The organism is Paenibacillus cymbidii, assembly GCF_004764705.1.
Taxonomy (GTDB): Bacteria; Bacillota; Bacilli; order Paenibacillales; family NBRC-103111; genus Paenibacillus_AN; species Paenibacillus_AN cymbidii.
This window is the reverse complement of the sequence record NZ_SHLX01000008.1, coordinates 179,635-200,731: the sequence shown is the minus strand read 5'-3', so window position 1 is coordinate 200,731 and position 21,097 is coordinate 179,635. Positions and strand designations below refer to the sequence as shown.

Below are 21,097 nucleotides of genomic sequence, written 5' to 3'. Positions count from 1 at the left end.
GCCACCCGGGAGGAAAGAGCGATGATTGTGGAAGAGCGGCTGATCGGCACCTTTATGGAGCTGGTCCGCGTGGACAGCGAAACGAAACACGAGCAGGCGATTGCGGCGGAGCTGAAAAGGCGGTTCGCCGCGCTCGGCGTGCGTGTCGCAGAAGACGATACGGCGGCGGCGACCGGACACGGCGCAGGCAATTTGATTTGCACGCTCGAAGCGACGGCGGACGGGGCGGAGGTGCCGGTTATTTTTTTCACCTGCCATATGGATACGGTCGCCCCGGGCAATGGCATCAAGCCGCAGCTTGGAGAAGACGGCATCATCCGCAGCGACGGCACGACGGTTCTCGGCAGCGACGACAAGGCCGGCATCGCCGCCATTCTCGAAGCGATTCAGGCGATGCGGGAGCAAGGGACCCGGCACGGCCGCATCCAGATCATCATTACGGCCGGCGAAGAAAGCGGGCTCGTCGGCGCCCGTGCCATGGATGCCAAATGGCTGGAAGCGGAATTCGGCTTCGCGCTCGATTCGGGCGGCAGCGTCGGCGACATTGCGGTTGCCGCGCCGGCGCAATCGAAAATCGACATCGTCATCATGGGCAAATCGGCTCACGCGGGCGTTAACCCGGAGGACGGCGTCAGCGCGATTACGGTAGCCAGCAAGGCGGTATCGCGCATGCCGCTCGGCCGAATCGACCACGAAACGACGGCCAATATCGGCAGCTTCGCCGGCGGCGGCGCAACGAACGTCGTGTGCGATCATGTCGTGCTGAAGGCGGAAGCGCGCAGCCTGGACAATGCCAAGCTGGAGCGGCAAGTGGCCGCCATGCGCCAGGCCAGCGAGTCCGCGGCGGCGGAAATGGGCGCCGCGGCCAGTTTCTCGAGCACGATCGTGTACCCGGCCTACAAGTACGACGTTTCTTCGCCGGTCGTGCAGCTGGCCATGACGGCGCTCGCCTCCATCGGCAAAACGCCGCGCCCTTTCCATTCCGGCGGCGGCAGCGACGCCAACATCTTCAACGGCCTTGGCGTGCCGACCGTAAATCTGGCCGTCGGCTACCAAAAGATCCATACGAAGGAAGAGTCGATCGCCGCAGCCGATATCGTTGACACCGCACGGGCGATCATCGCCATCGTGCAGGAGGCGGCCAAACTACGCAAGCGCCGGTGAGGCGACCCAAACCCCACATGCGTGGGGTTTTTCTTTCTCCCAATCTCGCAAATGGATTGAAAGATTGGCTTGCATATGGTAATTTGAATAGGCAGACGAATCCATTATTTGGGAGGATTATAGCCGAATGGCAAGAGCAAGCAAACGCACCGCAACCGGTATTCTCGCTTTTACGCTGCTTATGGGCGGTACGAACGCTGCCGCCGGGACGATCTGGGCCGACGCGGCTCCCGCTGTCCTCGCCCCCGCCGGCGCGCTGGATTTGACATCGATCATCGCCCAAACGACGCCGTCGGTCGTCGCCATCATCGGCAAACCGACCGATTCGCGCAACCCATGGTCGAGCAGCCGCTTCGATCTTGCCCACGGCACCGGCGTCGTTGTGCGCGAGGACGGGCTGATCGTAACCAACGCCCACGTGGTCAAGGATATGAAGAACATCGTCGTCGTTACCTCGGACGGCAAGCAGTATCCGGGCCGCACGACGCATCTGGACGAAGAGAGCGACCTGGCGCTGGTGAAAATCGAGGCGAAAGGACTGAGGCCGGCCGCATTTGCCGCCAAGTCGGACGTCAAGGTCGGCGAATCGGTCATCGCCATCGGCACGCCGATCTCGTTTGCATTGCGCAACTCGGTTACATACGGCGTCGTCAGCGGCATCGACCGCTCGGTCAACTCGACCTACCGGCTCATCCAGACGGACGCGGCGATCAATCCCGGCAACAGCGGCGGCGCGCTGGTCAACATGAAGGGCGAAGTGATCGGCATCAATTCGCTCAAATACGCGGATTCCGATATCGACAACCTCGGGTTTGCCATTCCTTCCGATACGGTGCAGTACGTCATCAAACAATTTCTCGACAATGGCCATGTGCGCCGGCCGTCGCTCGGCTTCGAGCTGGAGGAAAGCTGGGAAGCCGTGGTCGGCTTGCCGACGGAAGAAGCGCTGCGCGTTTCGTTCGTTGATCCCGATTCGCCGGCGGCGGACAGCGGGGTGAAGGCGGGCGACGTGCTGGTGAAATTCGACGGCGTGGCCGTCAACGCGGTCGTCGACTTGAACGAGCTGCTGAAAAATTACGCCCCCGGCCAAAAAGTGAAGCTGACGGTCAAGACCGGCGCCGTAACGGCGGAACGCGAATTGACGCTCGGCGAAGAGAAAGTGTACGGCAAACAAACGTGGCTCGACACGAAGGACGACGCCAACATCGACGAAGACCAGGGCAAAACGCGGATCGGCGACAGCCGGCTCGGCTGGTCGATGAAATACCCGAACGGCCTGGTGAAGAGCTACCAGTCGGAGAAGGGCGATTCCGTCCACTTCTACGATGCCAAAGGCGAGTTCGGTTTGGGAATCGCCGTATCCGAGCTGCAGACGAAAGGAATTTCGAAGCTCGGTTTGCTGCGGTTGATTGCGCCGACAGGCGGTTCGCTCGTGCTCGACAAGCAATATATGGACAAGGAGCCGGTGCCGTACGCCCGCGTCATCATGAAGGATCCCGAAAGCGATACGTATATGGAGACGCGGGGGTACGCTAACGACAGCCGGGTATACGTGGTCAGCTTGTACGTGAACGGCGAAGAGGCGTTCAAGAGCAGCTCGAAAAGCAAAAGCCACAAAGATTTGCTCGACAGCTTCCAGATGGCGTTCGACGCCAAGGACAAGTCGCTCAAGGACATCTCGACCAGCTTCGAAGGCTACCGCGAATTCATCAACGACTACGGCGTCACGATCAGCGTGCCGAACGACTGGACGGACGACAATTACGGCAGCGGAGGCAATGAATATTCGTCCGCAAGAGGCGACGAATCGGTGTCGATCGAGGTGACCTCGTTGTCCGAAGGGGATACGCTTGAAGCGTGGGCGAAACGCGAGCAAGAGATGTTCGAAGCGCATTTCACCGCAGCGTACAGCAAGATTGAAGGGGTGTCCGACGTTACGGCAGGCGCTTTGAAAGGCAAATCGAATACGTTCTCTTCGACGATGGGAGACGGCGAATGGTCGGTCGACCGGCGGCTGTACTTCGTCAAGGACGGCTACAAATACGCGATTACGATGCATTACGACAAGGACGATACGTTCGACGAGCAAGCAGCCATCATCAATCAGTTGAAAATGATCGACACGATCCGCATCGAGCGCGGCGACGTCGATTCTTCGCTCGGCTTCATCCAGGATGAGGACGAACTGACGGATCAGACGAAAACGGTCGTCTACCGGAACAAAAAATACGGCTACACGATTGAAGTGCCGGAAGTTTGGTCCAACTTGCGCAGCATGCTCGGCACGATCGGCATCGACGAGGACAAGTACGCCGAACTTGCCAGCGGCCTTGCGACGTATTCGTTTCCGGGAGGATCGTTTACGGTCAAGGCGGAAAAAACGGCGTTCGACGACGCGGTCAAAAAGATCGACGACTCGCACGCGAAAAACGAAGGCATCGACGCGAATTACAAAGTCGAACGGGCCGACATTACGGTTGACGGCGCCAGCGGCAAATCGTTCTCGTGGAAGTACAAGACGAAAGACGTTCCGTTCCGCTCGCAGCAGCTGGTGTTCAGCAAAGCCGGCATCACTTACACGATCACGACGCTCATCGACGAAGCGGTCGATACGGAGCTTAATGCGGCGCAGCTGGACAAGGCGACGCATTCGTTCACGTTTACGAACTGACGGTTTGGCTGCCATGACAGCGGGTGTCGTCCCCAGCGGACGCACCCGTTTTCATGTGGCCGTACCCGGAGCGGAAAGTCCAGAACCCGGCCGCTTGCCAAAGACTTGCTTTTTCAATAAGATGAAACAAGAACAAAGTGGGAAGGGAGTCCAGGCTGTGAGCGGAACGGATACGGACAAGCTGCCGCGATTGACGATCGTGGTGCCTTGCTACAATGAAGAAGAAGTGCTGCCGGAGACGGTCAAGCGGCTTACCGCCGTGCTGGACAGGCTGATCGCGGATCGGCTTGTGCACGGCACAAGCGTGGCGCTGTTCGTCGACGACGGCAGCCGCGACAAGACGTGGTCGATGATCGAATCGTTCCACGGAAGCAATCGGTACGTGACCGGGCTGAAGCTGGCGCGCAACGCCGGCCACCAACGGGCGCTGCTGGCCGGACTGATGCTTGCCAAGGAGACGAGCGACTGCGTCATTTCGATCGATGCCGATCTGCAGGACGACGTGGATGCGATTCGTGAATTTATGCAGCGATACCACAGCGGGTACGACATCGTGTACGGCGTCAGGCAAAGCCGCAAAACCGACACGTTCTTCAAGCGCAACACGGCGGTCGGCTTCTATCGTCTGATGAAGGCGATGGGGGTAAACATCACCTACAACCACGCCGATTACCGACTGATGAGCCGGCGCGCGCTGGAGCATCTGGAGAAGTTCAAGGAAGTAAACCTGTTTCTGCGCGGCCTCGTGCCGATGATCGGCTTCCGCTCCACCGAAGTGTATTACGACCGCCACGAACGATTCGCCGGCGAATCGAAATACCCGTTGAAAAAAATGCTCGGCTTCGCGTTCGACGGCATTACGTCGCTCAGCGTAACGCCGATCCGGCTGGTGACCGCCGCTGGTTTCGGGCTGTTCGTCGTCAGCCTGCTGGCCGGCATTTATGCAATCGTCAGCAAGCTGCTCGGCAATACGGTGTCGGGTTGGGCGTCCCTGATGGTGTCGGTCTGGTTCATCGGCGGCATTCAGCTTGTTGCGCTTGGCCTGATCGGCGAATACATCGGTAAAATTTACAAGGAAGTAAAGCGGCGGCCGCTTTACTTGATCGAAAAAGAACTTGGCCGGGCGGGGGGCGCCGGCGGGCAATCGCCGGAGCGGAAGGATGCCGAAGGACCGGCTCGCGTGCCTGCAGGCTGATGCGACCGCCTGCTGCCAAGTCTGGGGAGTGACAACACCGGCATGTACAGGTTGGAAAAAGGGGCAGTGCTCGTTTGCGCCGGACTGCTCGTCTGGCTCGTGATGCTGCACCCGGCGATAGGCGTTGCCGACAACGGCGATTTTTTGCGCATTATGCGCACGGTCGGGCTGGATTACTTGCAAGCGGACGAATCGTTCGAGGACAAATATTTCCGTTTTTTTCATCTGCAATACGCGTTTCATCAAATGGGGCTCGGCGGGTATATATCGACACAGTTGATCGTAGTTGGCGCGGCTGCGCTGGTCGGCCGCGTCTTTTCTTCCGACTTCGACATCCGGCTGCTCGGCTCGCTTTACATTGCGCTGTTTCTCGCGGGCATGTATTTGCTGCTGCGCAACAGCGGGCTGAAGCTGCCGGCCGTGCGGCTCATCGCCGCGCTGCTGTTCGTGTTCATTTTCGCCGATGTCGGGTATGCCGCATACTACAACTCGCTGTTCGGCGAGCCGGTTACTTTCGTTTTTGCGCTTCTGACCGGCGGCTTCGCTTTCGTTCTGGCCGCGGCGGAACGGCCTTCGCGCTGGCTGCTGGCCGGCTTCTTCGTTTGTGCATGCATGCTGGCCGGTTCGAAGCTGCAATACGCGCCCGTCGGGCTTGCCATTGCGCTGCTCGGCTTCCGGCTCGTGCGGCTGCGCGAGGACCGCTCCTGGCGGAACGCGACCGTCATCGGCTCGGTTGTGCTCGTACTGCTGTCGTTGGCGACCTACTTTGCCGCGCCGAAGGAGCTGCGGGTCATCAATCAGTACCAAACCGTCTTTTACGGCATCTTAAAAGATTCGCCCGACCCGCAGCAAGATTTGCGCGAGCTCGGGATCGATCCGGCTCTGGCGTCGCTGGCGGGCACCGACTATTTTACGCCGCGGTCCGGGATGCAGCCGAACGACCCGCAGATGAAGCAGTTGTTTTACGATAAAATCAGCCATGTCAAGGTGGCGCTGTTCTATGCGAAGCATCCGGCGCGTTTTCTGCAGAAGCTGGACCGCGCGGCGGAGAGCGGCATGTACAACCGGCCGATGTACCTCGGCAACTACGCGAAGAGCGCCGGACACGAGCCCGGCGCCGTGACGCATACGTTCGGCTGGTGGAGCAAATTCAAGCTCAAGCTGCCGCATTCGTTCGCGGCCGTGTTTCTTTTCTTTGCGGCGTACGTGCTGACGGCTGTCGTGCTGCGCCTGCGCAGCGTCGACCGGCGCGGGAAGCTGCTGGCGGAGTTGTTCCTCGTCCTTGCGCTTGTCGGCGCGATCGCGATGATGGTGCCGCTGATCGGCGACGGCGAAGCGGATTTGTCGAAGCACTTGTTCCTGTACGAGGTTTGTTTCGACGCGATGGTTGTGTCGGCTATCGTTTTTGTAGTCAACCGGATCGTGACGTTCCTCGGGATGGGCCGCAGCAGCCGTTCGTCTGACGCCTATCGCTGGCGCTAGCTGGGACGCGGCAGCGGCAGGCGACAGGCGGCAGGCGAATAACGGGAAAACCTCCCGCTATTTCACCCCAAAATCACGAATTTCCAAAAATAACGGGAAAACCTCCGTCTAATTCTCGCCTTTTCGCCGAATTTCGGCGATTGACGGAAAAATAGCAGGAGGTTTTCCCTCTATTTTTAATTTTTCACGAAAAAATGAAAAAATAACAGGAGGTTTTCCTGTTACGCCCTCCGGGTTACCGCCATGCTGTCGGTGTCCAAGGTTGCCTTGCTGCCTTAACCTGACACCATTGGCGGGCCGCCCCCGTCGTTATTCCGTCTGATCCAGCTTCTCCAGCAGCTTTCGTACGGCTTCCTCGTCGAGGGAGCCGTTTCGTTTGAATTCGAGCAGCGCTTCCTGCAGCTTCAGCCCCGTCTGCTCGAACGAATCGTAGACGTCGGCCGCCGACGGGTCGAACCAGACGTAGCCGTCGTCCTCCGCGCTGTTGCGCAGAAACGGGCGGTGCCAGTGCGCCGGATACTCGTACGGCTGCTCGCCGAGCACGATGGCAAGCACGTCGTCGTTGTCGATCGGCATCAGGTGGTAGTACGTTTCCTTGCTGCCGTCCGCGACGTTCAGATGCAAATAATAGTAAAGCAAATAATGTTCGCCGTTCGTGCGGTCCTTGACGATTTCGTAGGCGTCGATTTCGTTCTCCTGCAGGGCGCGCACCGTTTCGATGCGTTCCCGCAGCGTGGCTGCCGCCACGCGTCTGTTCGCTTTCATCGAGCCGTTCATGGCGCTTGACATGGCGCTCCCCTTTCCTTTCGTCTGCCGTTTGCGTACAATTGTATCACAGATGAAGCGGGGAGGCGTGCGTATGCTGGGCAAATACCGGATAACGGGCAAGGAGCAGGCGGTGCTGAAGCGTTTCGATCCGGACGATACCGGCGGGTTTGCGGGCAAGGAGGAGCTGGAGGAGCGGACCAGGGAGCTGCGTGTCGAGTTGGCCCGGCTGCAGGAGAAGCTGTTCGCGCAGAAGCGGAACGGAGTATTGTTCGTCTTCCAGGGAATGGATTGCAGCGGAAAGGATGGCGTCATCAACCATGTCATGGCCGGCATCAATCCGCAAGGCATGCGCGCCGTCAGCTTCAAGCGGCCGACGAGCGAAGAGGCGGCGCACGATTTTCTCTGGCGGGCGCATCGCGAAACGCCGGCTCGCGGCTACATCGCCGCATTCAACCGGTCGTACTACGAGGACGTGCTCGTGACGCGCGTGCACGGCACGATTGACGACAAGGAAGCGGAGCGGCGAATCGGCTACATCAATCAGTTCGAGAAGCTGCTGGCATCGGGAGGCGTGACGGTCGTCAAGCTGTTCCTGCATATCTCGCGTTCGTTCCAGCGGGAGAAGCTGAAGAGCAGGCTTGGAGATCCGGACAAGCATTGGAAGTTCGACCCTGCCGATGTGGAGGAGCGCAAGTATTGGCGCCAGTACGAAGAAGCGTATGAAGACGTGTTCCGCCGCTGCGCAAGCAAGTCGGCCCCGTGGTACATCGTGCCGGCCGACAACCGCTGGTACCGCGATTACGTCGTGCTGTCGATCGTCGTGCGCACGCTGGCCAAGCTGGAGCCGGCTTATCCGGGCGTGCCGGAGCTTGACGTTGCCGCGCTGCTGCGCGAGCTGGACGCGGACCGTTAACGCCCGGCCGGCCGCCGCGCGCTGCGGGCCGAAGCCGGAGACGAAGTCGATGACGCGCTGCGCCGGCCGGCGTTCAAATAGTCGTGCAGCGTCAGGCGACTCTCAGCCATACGGCGCAAGGTGAGCCGGATTTCCCACGCTTTGCCGACAAGCCGGAGACTGTCTTGCGTTCGGTAGCTTTTCATTGGACCTGGGCACCTCCATGGCGCCGGACGCTGCGTAGCGATACGTTCCGGTTTCGCCTGCTTGTACACCTTATGCCGGCCGGAGGGCGGATATGTCCACCCGGAACGGGCCGATTCGATCGATTACGATATACCGGAGGGAATTTCAGCGATGAACAAGGAACCGAACCGATTCGAAGAAACGACGGTTGCGACCGAAACGATTTTTGAAGGACGCATCATTACGCTGCAAGTGGACCAGGTGAAGCTGCCGAACGGCAAAATCGCCACCCGCGAAATCGTCCGCCATCCCGGCGCGGTTGCGGTGCTGGCGCTGCTTGGCGACCGGATGCTTGTCGTCGACCAATACCGCAAGCCGCTTGGCCGCATGCAAGTGGAAATTCCGGCCGGCAAGCTCGATCCCGGCGAAGCGCCGGAAACGGCGGCCCGCCGCGAGCTGGAGGAGGAAACCGGCTACCGCTGCGGTTCCTTGCGCCACATCAGCTCGTTCTATTCGTCGCCCGGCTTTGCCGACGAAATTCTGCATCTGTACATCGCCGAAGACTTGACGCCGGGCGACGTGCATCTTGACGAAGACGAGTTTCTCGAATGCGAGGCGATTACGCTGGAGGAAGCGAAGCGGTACATGGCCGAATCGCGCATCAGCGACGCCAAAACGATCATGGCTGTGTACGCCTGGCAGCTGTATGCGCTGACGGGAACGATCGGATGACGGCGCACGGAAACGGGACGCCGCCGGTGCAAGCGGGGCCGGCGCTGGCGGACTACTACGTCGATCTTCATATCCACATCGGCCGTTCGGGCAAGGGCGATCCGGTCAAAATCAGCGGCGCCCGCGATCTGACGTTTCCGAATATCGCACATGAATCGTCGGAGCGCAAAGGGATGGACGTCGTCGGCATTATCGACTGCCAGTCGCCGCCGGTGCTGGACGATATCGAAGCGCTGCTGGAGAGCGGCGAAATGGAGTCGATCGAAGGCGGCGGCATCCGCTACCGCCGTACGACGGTGCTGCTAGGCAGCGAAATCGAGGTGCGCGATCCCGGATTCGGGCCGGCGCACCTGCTTGTGTATATGCCCGCCTTGGCGGATATGCGCTCGTTCTCGTCGTGGATGAGCCGGCATATGCGCAATGTGACGCTCAGCTCGCAGCGCATTTACGTAACGGCGCGCGAGCTGCAGCGGGAAGCGCTCGATCGCGGCGGCATCATGATCCCGGCACACGTATTTACGCCGCACAAAAGCGTTTACGGCAGCTGCTCGTCGCGCATCGCCGACGTACTCGACGTTGACCGGCTGGCGGCGGCGGAGCTTGGCCTCAGCAGCGATACCGAAATGGCGGGGCTCATTTCCGAGCTCGACCGTTTGCCGCTCGTCACGAATTCGGACGCGCATTCGCTCGGCCGCATCGGCCGCGAATACAATCGAATGACGCTTGCCGCGCCAAACTTCCGCGAGCTTGTGCTGGCGCTGGCCGGTCGGGACGGCCGCCGCATCGCGGCCAATTACGGGCTCAATCCGCGGCTCGGTAAATACCACCGCACGTATTGCGCCGCCTGCGAGTCGATTGCCGACGAAGCCGCCATCGCCGCCGAACGGTGCCCGTATTGCGGAAGCCCGAAGCTCGTGCGCGGCGTGTTCGACCGCATTCGCGCCATCGCCGACCGCAGCGAGCCGGCGATCCCGGCAACGCGGCCGCCGTATTGCTACCAGGTGCCGTTCGAGTTCATTCCCGGGCTCGGCGGCCGCATGAAGGAGAAGCTGCTGGCGCGATTCGGCACCGAAATGAACGTGCTGCACCGCGCGGACGAAGCGGAGCTGCGGGAGACGGCCGGCGACAAAGTGGCCGAAACGATTGTGAAGGCGCGCCGAGGCGAGCTTGGCGTTATTTCCGGCGGCGGCGGCACGTACGGCCGGATCGGCTAGGGCGTGTCCGAACATGCACTCCCGGGCATCTTTCACCGCCTCGTCTCATACGATGGAAGTATCGGACGAGGGGGGATCGGCATGGCCGTTTGGAACAGCGCCATGCGCCGCTATGTGAAGGAACGCTTGCCGCTGTATGTGTTTACAGCAGTCGTGTTGATGACCGGCGTCATCTTCGGAGCGGTTATGGCGGGTGCGCTTACGCTCGAGCAGCAGCAGGAGCTGAGCCGGCATGTGGGCAGCTATGTGCAGGAACTGGGCGGCGGCGGTATGGCGGCGGCAGGCGAGATGACGGTGTGGCAGCATGCCGTCGATCACGGCAAATGGATTGTGCTTATTTGGCTGCTTGGCTTGACGGTGGTGGGATTCCCGCTTATTTTTGGGCTGGTGTTTGTCAAAGGCATCCTGATCGGCTTTACCGTCGGCTACATGATCGGCGAATTTTCGTGGCGCGGCGCCGCGTTTTCTTTTGCCGCCGTCGTCCCGCAAAATCTTGTCGTCATTCCGGCGCTGCTCGTGTGCAGCGTGTCGGCCGTCGCTTTTGCGTTGCATTTGATCCGGAAGCGCATCCTGCAGCGGACGGGCTCGATTTACGAGCCGTTTATTCATTGTTCGCTGGTTGCGGTTTGCACGATTTTTCTGTTGACCGGCGTATCGCTTTATGAAACGTATGTGTCGCCGGATGTGATCCGGCTGGTGACACCGCTGTTTGCGCCGCAAACCTAGCGGCGTTCGTTCCGTCATCAAAGTACCGGAAACGGTCATCGTTGTACGCTATCGCGTCGTCTCCCCTTGTGGTAAGTTCGGTAACATATGCGGACTGACGGGTAGGCACACGATGGGGGGCGGCAACATGCAGAGGGAGTCGAGCGAACGGCAGCTGGCGCTGGCGAAGGAACGAATCGCCGCCGCCGGCAAGTCGCTGACGGCGGCAGACGGCGAAGCGGGTCATGCCGCAGCGCTGGAAGTGGGCGGCCAGCGGCTGGAGCTGGCCAACTGGCTGCTGGCGAAAGCGTTGCGTTACCGGAGCGCCGACACGGACGCTTGTTTGCGTTTGGCGCGGCAGGCGGCGGAAGCGGCGGTCGACGCGTACTGTCTGTCGCTGCCAAGCAGGGCGGCGGAAGCGCGCGGGGCATGGTACCGGCCGAAGGAGCGGAACGCCGGCGAAGTGAAGGCGACGCTGGACCGGATGCAGGCAGCCGGCATGAACGAGTTGTACGTGGAAACGTGGTATTGGGGGTAAACGATATTTCCGAGCCGGACCGCGGCGGCGTTTGGTGTCGAGGCGCAGCACCCGGCGTTTTGCGGCTGGGACCCGCTGGAAGCTTTCGTGGCGGAAGCGGCCAAACGGGGCATTGCCGTGCATGCCTGGCTTGACGGCTTGATGGTCGGCATCGACAAATCGGGCGGGCCGGTGCTGCGGGTGCACCCGGACTGGTGCGCGCTGCCGCGTTGCGGCGCTGTTGCCGGTGTACCTGTTGCGCAGCGTGCGACGGGTTATTTCTGGCTGGACGTCACGAACCCGCAGGTTCGTGCGTATTTGCGCGGCATTATTGGCGAAATGATCGGCAGGTACGGGATCGCCGGCATCAATCTGGATTTTATGCGGCTGCCGCAGCCGCATGCCGAGGAAGGCGGAGACGATTACTGCTTCAGCCGCCATGCCCGCGATTCTTTCGCGCGCGAATGCGGCATCGATCCGCTCGCGATCGACCGCGGCGCTCAGCCGGAGCTGTGGCAGGCGTGGACAAGCTGGCTGACGCGCTGCGAGGACGAACTTGTCGCGAACGTCTATCGCGAAGTGAAGCTGGCGCGCCCGGACGCGGTCGTATCGGCGGCACCGGAGCCGGGGGCGGAAGCGGAGCACATCGGCCGCTGGGCCGAACATGTCGATGTCGTCATCCCGCAGGCTTACCATGAAACGGCGCGCGAGGTCCGGCAGTCGGTGCAAGAGCATCAGGCTAAGTTGCCGCCGGATATGCCCGTCTACGCCGGCATCTACCCGATGTATATCGGCCTCGGCGCGTTCGAGGCGGTGGAGCAGGCGGTTGCCGCCGGCGATACGACCGGCGGGACGGTGTTGTTTTCGCTCGGCCATGTGTCGGACGACACACTGCGGGCGCTGCGGCTTGGGCCGTGGCGCGCCCCCGCGGTGTCGCCCGGCGTGCGGCCGCTGGAAGCGGCGGCGACGACGGTAGCTGCGGCGCTGCCGGGTTTGTCGTCCGCGGGTGACGCCGCGGAGGCGGTTGGCGTCGGCATGCGGCGGCTCCATGCGCGGCTGCGCGAGGGCTGCGACTGCGATGCGGAGGAGCCGGACGAGTGGGCGGCGGCGACGATCGCGGCGATTGAGCGGTTGGCGGCACAGCTTGACGAGGCTCATGCCGCCGGTGTCGTTTCGTCCGCGTCGGCGCAGCAGGCGGCGCGTTCGCTTGCGGAGGCGAAGCGGTTTGTGTACCATTGGCGCATCAGGCAGTTGAAGTTACGGCAACTGCCGCAACGAAGGAGTCTACAGCCATGAACCTGCTCATCGTAGAAGACGAAGTGCGTTTGCGCAACTCGCTGGTCAACAACATCCCGTGGGACACGATCGGCGTCGAAGTCGTCGGTCAGGCGATGAACGGCGTCGAAGCGCTCGAACTGATCGACCGCAAGAAGCCGGACATCCTTCTGCTCGACCTGCAAATGCCGGAGATGGACGGGTTAACGCTGGCCCGGCACATCCGGGTCGTCGATCCTTTGCTGAAAATTATCGTGCTCAGCGGCCATGACGATTTTGTTTATGCCCAGGCGGCCGTTGAGCTTGGGGTGACGAAATATTTGCTCAAGCCGGCCGGGGATAAGGAAATATTGGAGACAGTGCGCGAAGCGGCGCAGCGGCTGAAGGAAGAGCTGGAGCATCGCCACAACATGGACGAGCTGCGGCTGCGCTGGCGGCAGCATTTGCCGCATTTGGTCAACGAGTTTTTCCAGGGATGGCTGGGCGGCAAATACGAGTCGTGGGAAATCGAGCAGAAAAGCCGCGACTTGCAGCTGGAGCTTTCCGCTTCGGACCGATACGCGGTGGCGGTGTTCGATATGGACCCGCTGCCGGAGGCGGAAACGCGGTTCACGCCAAAGGATGCGCCGCTGCTGCAGTTTTCGCTCGGCAGCATCGTCAAGGAATCGCTCGAGCCGTATCCGTGCTGGGTGGCAACCGATCCGGCGGGGTATACGGTCGTTGTGTTCCGGCTGCCGGATGACGAGCAGGCGAACGCGTCGCTGCAGAAAGTAAATGCGATCGCCGAAAAGCTGCTTCTCACCGTACGCAGCTGCCTGAAGCTGACCGCCAGCGCCGGCATCAGCGGCGAAACGGGCGACATCGGCGAGATGAACAAGCTGTACGTGCAAGCTGTGCGGGCGCTGCAAAACCGGCTTGTGCTCGGCAACGATCTGGCGATTCCGTACCGCGGGGAGCGCGGGAGCGGGCCGGAGTTGACGATGCAGCCGAATTGCGAAAAGGCGCTCGAAATTGCGCTCGACACCGGCGAGGAGGCCAAAGCGCAGGCCGCGCTGAAGGCGTTGTGGGATGGCGGCATGGCCAAAGCGGAGACGGTGGAGGATACGCACGAGCACATTTTGTATTTTGCCGGTTTGTTCGTACGGCTGATCCAGAAGATGGGCTGGTCGGTGCGCGAAGTGGCGGGGAAGGACTTCGTCCACTTCCATCACTATCGCGATTTGGCTGCCAAGGAGCAAATTTGGGGCTGGCTGACGCGGATGATAACGGCGTACGTGGCGTATGCGGGCGAGCGGCGCAAGCTGGCGAGCCACGGTACGGTGAAGACGATTCTCGGCCTCGTCGAGAACGAAATCGACCAGGAAATGACGCTGCACGCCGTCGCCGACCGGCTGTACGTCAATTCCTCCTACTTGAGCCGGCTGTTCAAGGAGGAGACGGGCAAGGCGTTCTCCTCGTATGTGCTCGAGCGCAAGATGGAGCGGGCAAAAACGATTCTGCTCGACGGCGCGCGCGTTTACGACGCGGCATCGGCGGTCGGCTATCGCGACGTGAGCTATTTTACGCGCGTGTTTCGCAAGTATTGGGGCGTCACGCCCGGCGAAGTGCGCGCGTGAGCGCCGGGCGCACGGGGCTGGCAAAGCGGTGCCGGCCCTGCGTGCGGCGGCTGCGTCTGCACCGGTGAGGGCGTCCTCGCACTGGCAGCAGTGCCCGCATTATCAGTGACTGCGTGTCCTCCACGCGAGTAGCTGTGATCCGCCCCAGTAACCGGGTTTCCGCGCGAGTAGCTGCGATCTGTCCCAGTAACTGCGTCTCCGCGTCGGTATTTGAAAGCGCTTACTTCAAAACAGCAGCGGTACCCGCATTGGAGTACCATTCTCAACAAGCGATCTCCAGCTTAAACGTATTAATGCATTTAAATTGCCCAATTAGTGCCCTTTTCTTATGCTTAAATGCATTTATACATTTAACCACCTCAATTATTCTGCTATATGGATAAAATTGATTGTGTTAAATGCAGTTTTACACTTAAAAAGTAAAAACTGTTTCCCCGGTCATTTTTAAAAGCAAAATTGCACTTAAGTCCCCCGCCATAGCAAAAATGTCGCCTGCGAAACCGCCAAACCCCTGCCGCCGCAAAAAAGCGCGAGGAATGTTGTCAAGCTAACAGCAAAGAGAGTTTGCATCGTTTGGCATGAATGTCCGCATCTTTTGTACTGCGCGTCAACGCAGTCAGGCTGATTTCAGCCTTAAATTAGTTCGGGACAGCTGCCGTTGCTCAACCGACAACACTGGGTAGGCGCTCTGCGGCCGCGCGCTACCCGTTGTCGTGCAAAGCCTCGATTCGGGCGAGTACGGCGAATTCGTCCGGATAAAGCATCATGTATTCCGTCAATCCGACCATGCGGAACAGCTTCTGGTAATGCGGCGTTACGCCGTAGGAGAACGTCAGAAATCCGCTCTTGCGTCCGGAACGGACGATCCGGATCAATACGGCGATGCCGGAGCTGTTGATATACGGCACATGCGTAAAGTTGAGCACGAGATAACGCCGTCCGTCGCCAAGACCTCCATCCGGTCGGACGAGGGAATAAACGGTGTCCTCCGCCTGCTTGGTCAGATCGCCGGACAAATCGGCGATGACGCCTTCGGGGAACGGCCTTGTTTCAATCCGAAACGATGTTTCCATCTTGCAACCTCCTGTTCATGGCAAGCGGGGCGAAATGCAATTCGAGGCAAAACAAGCCGTCCACCCGATCCAGCCGCACTTCGTCGGCAAATGCGGAGATGAACAACAGTCCCCACCCGCGGGAGACGAGGTCGTCGCCGGAAGCGGACGAAACGGAGACGTCGCCGGACTCCGACGCAACCGGGGCGCTGCCGGAGCGGGGGGAGGCGGGCGATGCCGCGAGCGGCGGCGGGTACTCGAACCCGGCTCCTTCGTCGCAAATTCGCACCAAGCAGGAATCGGGCGCCGCCTCAATGGCGACATCGACCCGGCTTCCCGGCCGCAGCTTGTTGCCGTGCTCCATCGCATTCAAACATGCTTCGCTCACGGCGGTCAACAGCTCTTCGACGCGTTCTTCGCTCCAGCCCGGCTTCGTCAGGAGGATCCCGGAAATGGCCGCCAACACCGGCTTTTCCCGGCCGAATTCGCTGTGGATGCTCCAGCCCGCCCGTTCGGCATCGCTCAAATCCGTTCCCTCCTTTCGGTCAATGTTCCTATCCCCATATTACTTCCCGCGTTTGACAAAAATTTTGCAGTTACTGCTGTTCGCAAAATACGACTACCGCCGTTTCGTCGGTGTTGGCGTCGTCTGCTTGCCCGGCAGCGGCGATGCGGCGAATGCGGCCGGAGGCGAAGAGCGATACGCTTTCGCCGGGGGCAAGCCGCCAGCTTTCGGCGCCGCTGCCGTCCGACCGTGCAGCTTGCACATCGCCCGTTGCGGCGTCCAGTACCGCAACGCATACGGTGTAGGCCCGATCCTCCTGCATGACGGCGGCGAACTTGGCCGCCAGCCGGTCGAGCATGTCGCGCGGCGTCCCGTCCTGTCGCAGCTCCTGGCGGAGCAGCAGCAGCCCGGCCGACATAAGCAGTGCGGCCGGCATGCCGCTGCCGGGCGCGCGGCCGACGGCAATGGCAAAACGTCCGGCAGCGAGCGGCACGACGTCGTACCAGTCGCCGCCGATGCCGCCGTCCTGCCGCAGCCGCGCGGCGATCCGGCAAACGCCGGCCGTGTGCGCCGCATGCGGCAGCAGCCGATCTTGCACGGCGCGGGCCAGCTCCCATTCCTTGTTCAGCCGTTCGTACCGCAGCGCCAGTTGCCCTTGCACGGCGTTGATCGCTTCGGTCAGTTGGCCGATCTCGTCGCCGTTCACAACCGGGACGATGCCGAGCCGGTGCGGCAGCATTTTGCCGGACAATGCGCGCATGCCGTCAATGACGGTGCGCAGCTCCCGTCCCAACCCGGAGGCGAGAAGGGCGAAGATACCGAAGGAGAACAGCGCGTATATGGCGATCATAGCCAGCAGCGGACGAACGAGGATCGGTTCGCCGCTGCGATCATGCAAATGCTGCAGCGTTTCGATCAGCACGATGGCCAGGCAGGAGAAAAAAGCGAGCACGAACGGCCCGGCGATCGCCGTCCGGCGCATGCCTGCCGTATCGGCGAAGCGCAGCCGCAGCACATGGGGCCGCATCATCCGCCGCAGAAGCGTGTAGGCGACAATCGCCAACGTCAGGGCAAGCGCCTGCTCCGACAATATCATGTACAGAAAGTCGAGCAACGTGCCGCGGCTCCAGCGCTCTTCCGCGGGGACGAACAGTATTGCCTGCAACAGATGGTAAGCAAGCGACAACAGCAATGCAAACGCAAGCGTTGCGGCGAAGATGACAGACGGGAAGCGCTGCAGCTCCGCGAGCGCCAGCTGCCGTTGTGCCTGCAGGGCCGGCGAAGCCGGCGCTTCACGCCGCTCGCGGAGCAGCGGTGCGAAACGCCGCAAACGCCGCCAGCTGAGCGTCTGCAGGAACGCCGCGAACAGAACGCATCCGCCGCCGGTTGCCGGGATGGAATACGTCAACAGGTCGGCGAACGCGATATTCAGGACGAGCAGGTTGGAGCAGGAAATGAACACGATGCCGGTTGCAGCGACGAGCGCATAAAGAGCAAGCAGCCGGCTATAAAGGGAATATCCGCTCATCGCTTGCGATCCGCCTCCTTGTACCGCCCTACGATGACGACTGTCCGGTCGTCTGCGTAGCGGGCCGGCCCGTCTGCGGGCAGTTCCCGTTCGATCGCCTCGATTCCTTCTTCCGGCGCCGCCGCCGGATCGAGTCGGCGCAACACATCCTCCAGCCCGTCGAAGCCGAACATTTCTCCCGCCGCGTTGCCCGCCTCGACGATGCCGTCGGTGACCAAAACGAACTGTTCGCCCGGCCGCAGCGCGATCGTCCGCTCCGCATAAGGTTCGTCCGGATCGATGCCGAGCGGCAGCGAATGAAACTCGTGCATTACCGCCGTGCCGGCAAATACCGTGTAAGGCGCCAAATGGCCGGCGCTGGCGTAGCGGATCGACGCCGCACCGCTGTCGAGCACGCCGACGCCGAGCGTTACCATCATGTCGCCGCCGAGCGCTTCCGTCAGCTCGCGGTTGAGCTGCGCCAGCATGTCCGCCGGCGATGCGCCGCCCAGCGCCGCCGTGCGGAACAATGTAATGACGGCCGAAGTGACGAGCGCAGCCGGCAGTCCTTTGCCGGAGACGTCGCCGATCATGACGGCGCAGCGGCCTTCGTCCAGCGGCTGCACGTCGTACACGTCGCCGCCGACCTCGCCTGCCGGCACGCTGACACAGGCGATGCGGAACGGGCCGCAGACATGCGTTCGCGGCGGCAGCAGATGGCGCTGCACCCGATACGCCAGCGCCAGCTCGTCCTGCAGCTGGCGGTAACCGTCGGCGATATGCGCCTGCAGGCTGTTGAACGCTTCTGCCAACTCGCCGGTTTCGTCGCGGGCGAGAATCGGCATCGTGTCGTGCTTCCCGTCGACAACGGAAAGCAGGGAACGCAGGCGCCGCGTCAACGCGCGCAGCTCGCCGAGCAGTCCGGCAACCAGCGTTCGCAGCGCAAAATACCCGAACAGTACGCAGCAGCCGACAAGCGTCGTCGCAAACAGGCGGTTGAAACCGTTGTCCGCGTCCTTGTTGATGACGCTCCACAGCAAGGCAAGCACGATCAGCATATAAAGGCTGGCGAGCGCCGTCAGCCACTGGCGCACGAGCGTTGTGCCGGCGATGCCTTGCAGGTCGGAGCAAGCGATTCGTTCTGCGAAGGGCCGGATCATGATGCGCGCCGCTGTGCGGAACAGTTGCGAAACCGCTAGGCCATACACGAGCTCGATTACGATTTGCCGAAACGTCATCAGGTCGTATGGCCGCAAATAGAGCACGAACAACTCCAGTACGTGGTAAACGGCGGTAGACGCCAGCGATCCGGCGAGGACAACGGTCGCAAGCTCGCCCGGAAACGCGAGGAGTCTGCGCAGCGAGTCGCGATCGCTTGCGGCGTCCCGTGTGCCGAGCGGGATGCGAATCGCGGCGAAACGAAACGAAGTAAAACCGATCAAGGCACCCACAAGCACGGCGTGCGCCAACAGCACGAATTTGAAATCGACTCGCAAAACATGAGCCCATGGCGCACCGCTGACCCAGACGTTGTAGCCGTTCATGAATACGACGGACGCGGCGCCGAACGCCGCATATAACCAAACGAACCTGCGCTGCAGCACGCGGCGCGGATCGTTCATGACGGCGCACCGAAGGCGAGCCGGCGCGTTTCGGCCAGCGGCAGCGCCGCAAGTTCTTGCTCGCACAACTGCTCCCACTTGCGAAACCAAGCCTGCGCTTCCTCGCGTCGTCCGGCGCCGGCGAGCCGCGCAATTTGCGCCTGATGCGCCTCTTCCTGCAGCGGCCGTAGCCGCAGCCATTCGGCCAGGTGCGCGTCGGCGGCTTCGATCGCCCCGCAGTCGGACGCATGGCGGACAAGCCGCTGCAGCATCGTCGCTTGCCGTTCCTGCAGCATCTCGCGCACGGCGTGAAGCCAGTCGGCATCCGCAATTTCCGGCGCCAGCTCGCCATACAGCGGAACGGCCTGCTCGAACAGCTCCGCCGCCAGGTCGCGATCGCGCGCGTGCCACAGTTGTTCGCCTACCCGCCACAGCGTCGTATAATGCTCGACATCCAGGTAACCGACGATCGTTTCATCGAGCCGGATCATGCCTTCTTTCATCGCAACGGCCTGATCTGTTCCGAGCCGGTCGCGGCCGATACGCCGCAATTGGTGGACCGCTGCATACAGCGGCCCGGCAATCGTTTCGAACGGCACGTCGCCGAACAACGCTTCCGCAATGCGTTCGCGGGGCGCTTCATAGTGAGGCTGCAGCAACAAATAAACGAGCAGCTCGCGCGTTTTTTTGCGCTTCCAGGGGATGGGCCCGATCCGGCAATCGCCGCGTTCGAACGACAGCCGGCCGAAACAACGCACGCTCCAGCCGGCGGCTTCGGTATCATCGTCGCCGGCGGTGGTGCTGTCGGCTTGACGCTCCGGCGCCGGGGGAGCGGCAATAGGCTGTCGGTCGCGCTCCGCTTCCGCACAGGAGCGGATCAGCGGCGGCAGCGGCAGCCACGACACGAGCGTCCTGACGCGGCGAAGCGCGTCATCGGCTGCGGACGCATCGGGAATGGCGGCAAAGCAATGCCGGGCATGGCAGGCGAGCTGCCAGCGGCATTGCAGTTCCAGGTCGGCGGCGTGGGCGGCGATTGCCCGTTCCAGCTCGCGCCACTCCTCGGACGGACAAGCCCGGCCCGCGCGGATGGCGGCATGAGCATGCCAAATACGCGCCAGATGGGCGTAGTAGCTGCCGAACGGAGCTGTCGCAAGTGCGGCGAGTCGCGCGGCCGCTTCCTGCCAGTTGCCGCCTTGGAACTGTTCCGCGGCAAGCAGGTAGGCGGGATAATCGGCCGCGGCCGGGCCCGGTTGGAGCCGCATCATCTGTTCCGCACGGCTCGCGTACGGTTCCCAGCGATGCAACTGTTCCGGGACAACGAGTCCGGTCCACAGGTCGAGCAGCAGCTCGCCGTACGAAGCGAGATCGCGGCACGCGGCATATCGTTCGAATGCGGCGGCAACGTAACCGTCGAGCCGCTGCGGATCGCCGTGCAGCAGGGCGCCTTTGGCGAGCGCGTGCGGCACGGCCCCCGATTCGCCGTCGTCGCCGCGTTCGTAGTGATCGGCGAGGAAGCGCAGCAGCGTGCCGGCTTCCGTCAGTTCGCCCGTTTTGAGCCGCAGCAGCGCGCAATCGGCCATGGCCGCCAGCAGCGGCGCTTGAAGCTGCAGCGCGGCAAGCCCTTTGATCGCGCTTGCGAGCAGGGCGCCGGCCTCCGCCAACCGCCCGGCGCGCAGCAGCTTGCTGCCGTACGCTCCGGATAACAGCGGGGAGGCGGCAATGCTATCGTAAGGCAGCGTCTCCCAAATGGAGTCTGCCCGGTCGTCCCTGCAGAGCAGGAGGCGCTCAGCCTCCAGAATGGTTTCCGGCTTGCGCTTCCGGCTGTCGTGATAGGCGGGGGTCATGCCGTTCCCTCCTGATGTCGCCCGTAATCCTTGTCCCGATACCACTTCTACGCGCATGCCGGGAATCCTTGTTATCGGTCGGAAAATAAGAAAACATGCGCCAAATGCGCTGCGCTAAGCCAGCGGGAGCTGCAGCGCATGAAACAAGCCTACAGCTTATCGACTGTCTCG

Annotated in this window: 18 protein-coding genes; 11 read left to right on the top strand and 7 right to left on the bottom strand. The window is 61.9% G+C overall.

Going from position 1 to position 21,097, the window contains the following annotated elements; all coding sequences use genetic code 11:
- The first annotated feature begins 21 nt into the window (after positions 1-21).
- The 4 genes from EXY20_RS13370 to wsfD all read left to right on the top strand — a co-directional run bounded on the left by EXY20_RS13370 (position 22) and on the right by wsfD (position 6,512).
- The gene (locus tag EXY20_RS13370; RefSeq protein ID WP_135551761.1) at positions 22-1,164 is read left to right on the top strand and encodes a M20/M25/M40 family metallo-hydrolase; all 1,143 of its coding nucleotides are present in this window, start codon (positions 22-24) and stop codon (positions 1,162-1,164) included.
- A 127-nt stretch (positions 1,165-1,291) separates the two neighbouring features.
- Positions 1,292-3,835: a S1C family serine protease gene (locus EXY20_RS13365; RefSeq protein WP_135551759.1), complete on the top strand. Its 2,544-nt coding sequence runs from the start codon at positions 1,292-1,294 to the stop codon at positions 3,833-3,835.
- A gap of 157 nt (positions 3,836-3,992) precedes the next feature.
- Positions 3,993-5,030, top strand: coding sequence for a glycosyltransferase family 2 protein (locus tag EXY20_RS13360; RefSeq protein ID WP_235885822.1), 1,038 nt, complete (start codon positions 3,993-3,995; stop codon positions 5,028-5,030).
- Between the two features lie 42 nt (positions 5,031-5,072).
- Positions 5,073-6,512 (top strand): glycan biosynthesis hexose transferase WsfD, encoded by a 1,440-nt coding sequence (gene wsfD, locus EXY20_RS13355; RefSeq protein WP_135551755.1) that lies wholly within the window; start codon positions 5,073-5,075, stop codon positions 6,510-6,512.
- Between the two features lie 309 nt (positions 6,513-6,821).
- Here wsfD and EXY20_RS13350 read toward each other — a convergent pair whose 3' ends face one another.
- Positions 6,822-7,301, bottom strand: a complete 480-nt coding sequence (locus EXY20_RS13350; RefSeq protein WP_135551753.1) for a hypothetical protein — start codon at positions 7,299-7,301, stop codon at positions 6,822-6,824.
- A gap of 70 nt (positions 7,302-7,371) precedes the next feature.
- Between EXY20_RS13350 and EXY20_RS13345 the strand changes: the two genes are divergently transcribed.
- Positions 7,372-8,193: a PPK2 family polyphosphate kinase gene (locus EXY20_RS13345; protein WP_135551750.1), complete on the top strand. Its 822-nt coding sequence runs from the start codon at positions 7,372-7,374 to the stop codon at positions 8,191-8,193.
- Here the strand turns inward: EXY20_RS13345 and mciZ are convergent.
- Positions 8,190-8,378 (bottom strand): Z-ring formation inhibitor MciZ, encoded by a 189-nt coding sequence (mciZ, locus tag EXY20_RS13340; RefSeq protein WP_135551748.1) that lies wholly within the window; start codon positions 8,376-8,378, stop codon positions 8,190-8,192. The two genes, EXY20_RS13345 and mciZ, sit on opposite strands and share 4 nt — an antisense overlap.
- A 151-nt stretch (positions 8,379-8,529) precedes the next feature.
- On the opposite strand from mciZ, the gene EXY20_RS13335 reads away from it, so the two are divergent.
- The 6 genes from EXY20_RS13335 (at position 8,530) to EXY20_RS13310 (ending at position 14,417) form a co-directional block, all read left to right on the top strand.
- Positions 8,530-9,090, top strand: a complete 561-nt coding sequence (locus tag EXY20_RS13335) for an NUDIX hydrolase (protein WP_135551746.1) — start codon at positions 8,530-8,532, stop codon at positions 9,088-9,090.
- Positions 9,087-10,304, top strand: a complete 1,218-nt coding sequence (locus tag EXY20_RS13330) for an endonuclease Q family protein (RefSeq protein WP_135551744.1) — start codon at positions 9,087-9,089, stop codon at positions 10,302-10,304. Before EXY20_RS13335 ends, EXY20_RS13330 begins: the two co-directional genes overlap by 4 nt.
- A gap of 81 nt (positions 10,305-10,385) precedes the next feature.
- Entirely contained in the window at positions 10,386-11,030 is a 645-nt protein-coding gene (spoIIM, locus tag EXY20_RS13325) for a stage II sporulation protein M (protein ID WP_235885819.1), read from the top strand.
- A 127-nt stretch (positions 11,031-11,157) separates the two neighbouring features.
- A complete protein-coding gene (locus EXY20_RS13320; protein WP_135551742.1) occupies positions 11,158-11,547 on the top strand; it encodes a hypothetical protein in 390 nt (129 codons plus the stop codon).
- A 3-nt stretch (positions 11,548-11,550) separates the two neighbouring features.
- Positions 11,551-12,822, top strand: coding sequence for a glycoside hydrolase family 10 protein (locus EXY20_RS13315; RefSeq protein WP_135551739.1), 1,272 nt, complete (start codon positions 11,551-11,553; stop codon positions 12,820-12,822).
- A complete protein-coding gene (locus tag EXY20_RS13310) occupies positions 12,819-14,417 on the top strand; it encodes a response regulator transcription factor (RefSeq protein ID WP_135551737.1) in 1,599 nt (532 codons plus the stop codon). The genes EXY20_RS13315 and EXY20_RS13310 overlap by 4 nt, the downstream gene beginning before the upstream one ends.
- Before the next feature lie 701 nt (positions 14,418-15,118).
- Here EXY20_RS13310 and EXY20_RS13305 read toward each other — a convergent pair.
- The 5 genes from EXY20_RS13305 to EXY20_RS13285 form a co-directional block, all read right to left on the bottom strand.
- Positions 15,119-15,490: an STAS domain-containing protein gene (locus EXY20_RS13305; RefSeq protein ID WP_135551735.1), complete on the bottom strand. Its 372-nt coding sequence runs from the start codon at positions 15,488-15,490 to the stop codon at positions 15,119-15,121.
- Positions 15,468-15,995: an ATP-binding protein gene (locus EXY20_RS13300; protein WP_167859204.1), complete on the bottom strand. Its 528-nt coding sequence runs from the start codon at positions 15,993-15,995 to the stop codon at positions 15,468-15,470. Before EXY20_RS13300 ends, EXY20_RS13305 begins: the two co-directional genes overlap by 23 nt.
- A gap of 70 nt (positions 15,996-16,065) precedes the next feature.
- Entirely contained in the window at positions 16,066-17,502 is a 1,437-nt protein-coding gene (locus EXY20_RS13295; protein WP_135551730.1) for a PP2C family protein-serine/threonine phosphatase, read from the bottom strand.
- Entirely contained in the window at positions 17,499-19,103 is a 1,605-nt protein-coding gene (locus EXY20_RS13290) for a PP2C family protein-serine/threonine phosphatase (protein WP_135551728.1), read from the bottom strand. The genes EXY20_RS13295 and EXY20_RS13290 overlap by 4 nt, the downstream gene beginning before the upstream one ends.
- A complete protein-coding gene (locus EXY20_RS13285) occupies positions 19,100-20,926 on the bottom strand; it encodes an AfsR/SARP family transcriptional regulator (protein WP_167859203.1) in 1,827 nt (608 codons plus the stop codon). Before EXY20_RS13285 ends, EXY20_RS13290 begins: the two co-directional genes overlap by 4 nt.
- Between the last annotated feature and the right edge of the window lie 171 nt (positions 20,927-21,097).

Coding starts and splice junctions, on each gene's coding strand:
- EXY20_RS13295 (WP_135551730.1), bottom strand. CDS start 17,502: ATGAGCGGATATTCCCTTTATAGCCGGCTGCTTGCTCTTTATGCGCTC.
- EXY20_RS13370 (WP_135551761.1), top strand. CDS start 22: ATGATTGTGGAAGAGCGGCTGATCGGCACCTTTATGGAGCTGGTCCGC.
- EXY20_RS13320 (WP_135551742.1), top strand. CDS start 11,158: ATGCAGAGGGAGTCGAGCGAACGGCAGCTGGCGCTGGCGAAGGAACGA.
- spoIIM (WP_235885819.1), top strand. CDS start 10,386: ATGGCCGTTTGGAACAGCGCCATGCGCCGCTATGTGAAGGAACGCTTG.
- mciZ (WP_135551748.1), bottom strand. CDS start 8,378: ATGAAAAGCTACCGAACGCAAGACAGTCTCCGGCTTGTCGGCAAAGCG.
- EXY20_RS13310 (WP_135551737.1), top strand. CDS start 12,819: ATGAACCTGCTCATCGTAGAAGACGAAGTGCGTTTGCGCAACTCGCTG.
- EXY20_RS13350 (WP_135551753.1), bottom strand. CDS start 7,301: ATGTCAAGCGCCATGAACGGCTCGATGAAAGCGAACAGACGCGTGGCG.
- EXY20_RS13305 (WP_135551735.1), bottom strand. CDS start 15,490: ATGGAAACATCGTTTCGGATTGAAACAAGGCCGTTCCCCGAAGGCGTC.
- EXY20_RS13365 (WP_135551759.1), top strand. CDS start 1,292: ATGGCAAGAGCAAGCAAACGCACCGCAACCGGTATTCTCGCTTTTACG.
- EXY20_RS13345 (WP_135551750.1), top strand. CDS start 7,372: ATGCTGGGCAAATACCGGATAACGGGCAAGGAGCAGGCGGTGCTGAAG.
- EXY20_RS13290 (WP_135551728.1), bottom strand. CDS start 19,103: ATGAACGATCCGCGCCGCGTGCTGCAGCGCAGGTTCGTTTGGTTATAT.
- wsfD (WP_135551755.1), top strand. CDS start 5,073: ATGTACAGGTTGGAAAAAGGGGCAGTGCTCGTTTGCGCCGGACTGCTC.
- EXY20_RS13285 (WP_167859203.1), bottom strand. CDS start 20,926: ATGACCCCCGCCTATCACGACAGCCGGAAGCGCAAGCCGGAAACCATT.
- EXY20_RS13335 (WP_135551746.1), top strand. CDS start 8,530: ATGAACAAGGAACCGAACCGATTCGAAGAAACGACGGTTGCGACCGAA.
- EXY20_RS13330 (WP_135551744.1), top strand. CDS start 9,087: ATGACGGCGCACGGAAACGGGACGCCGCCGGTGCAAGCGGGGCCGGCG.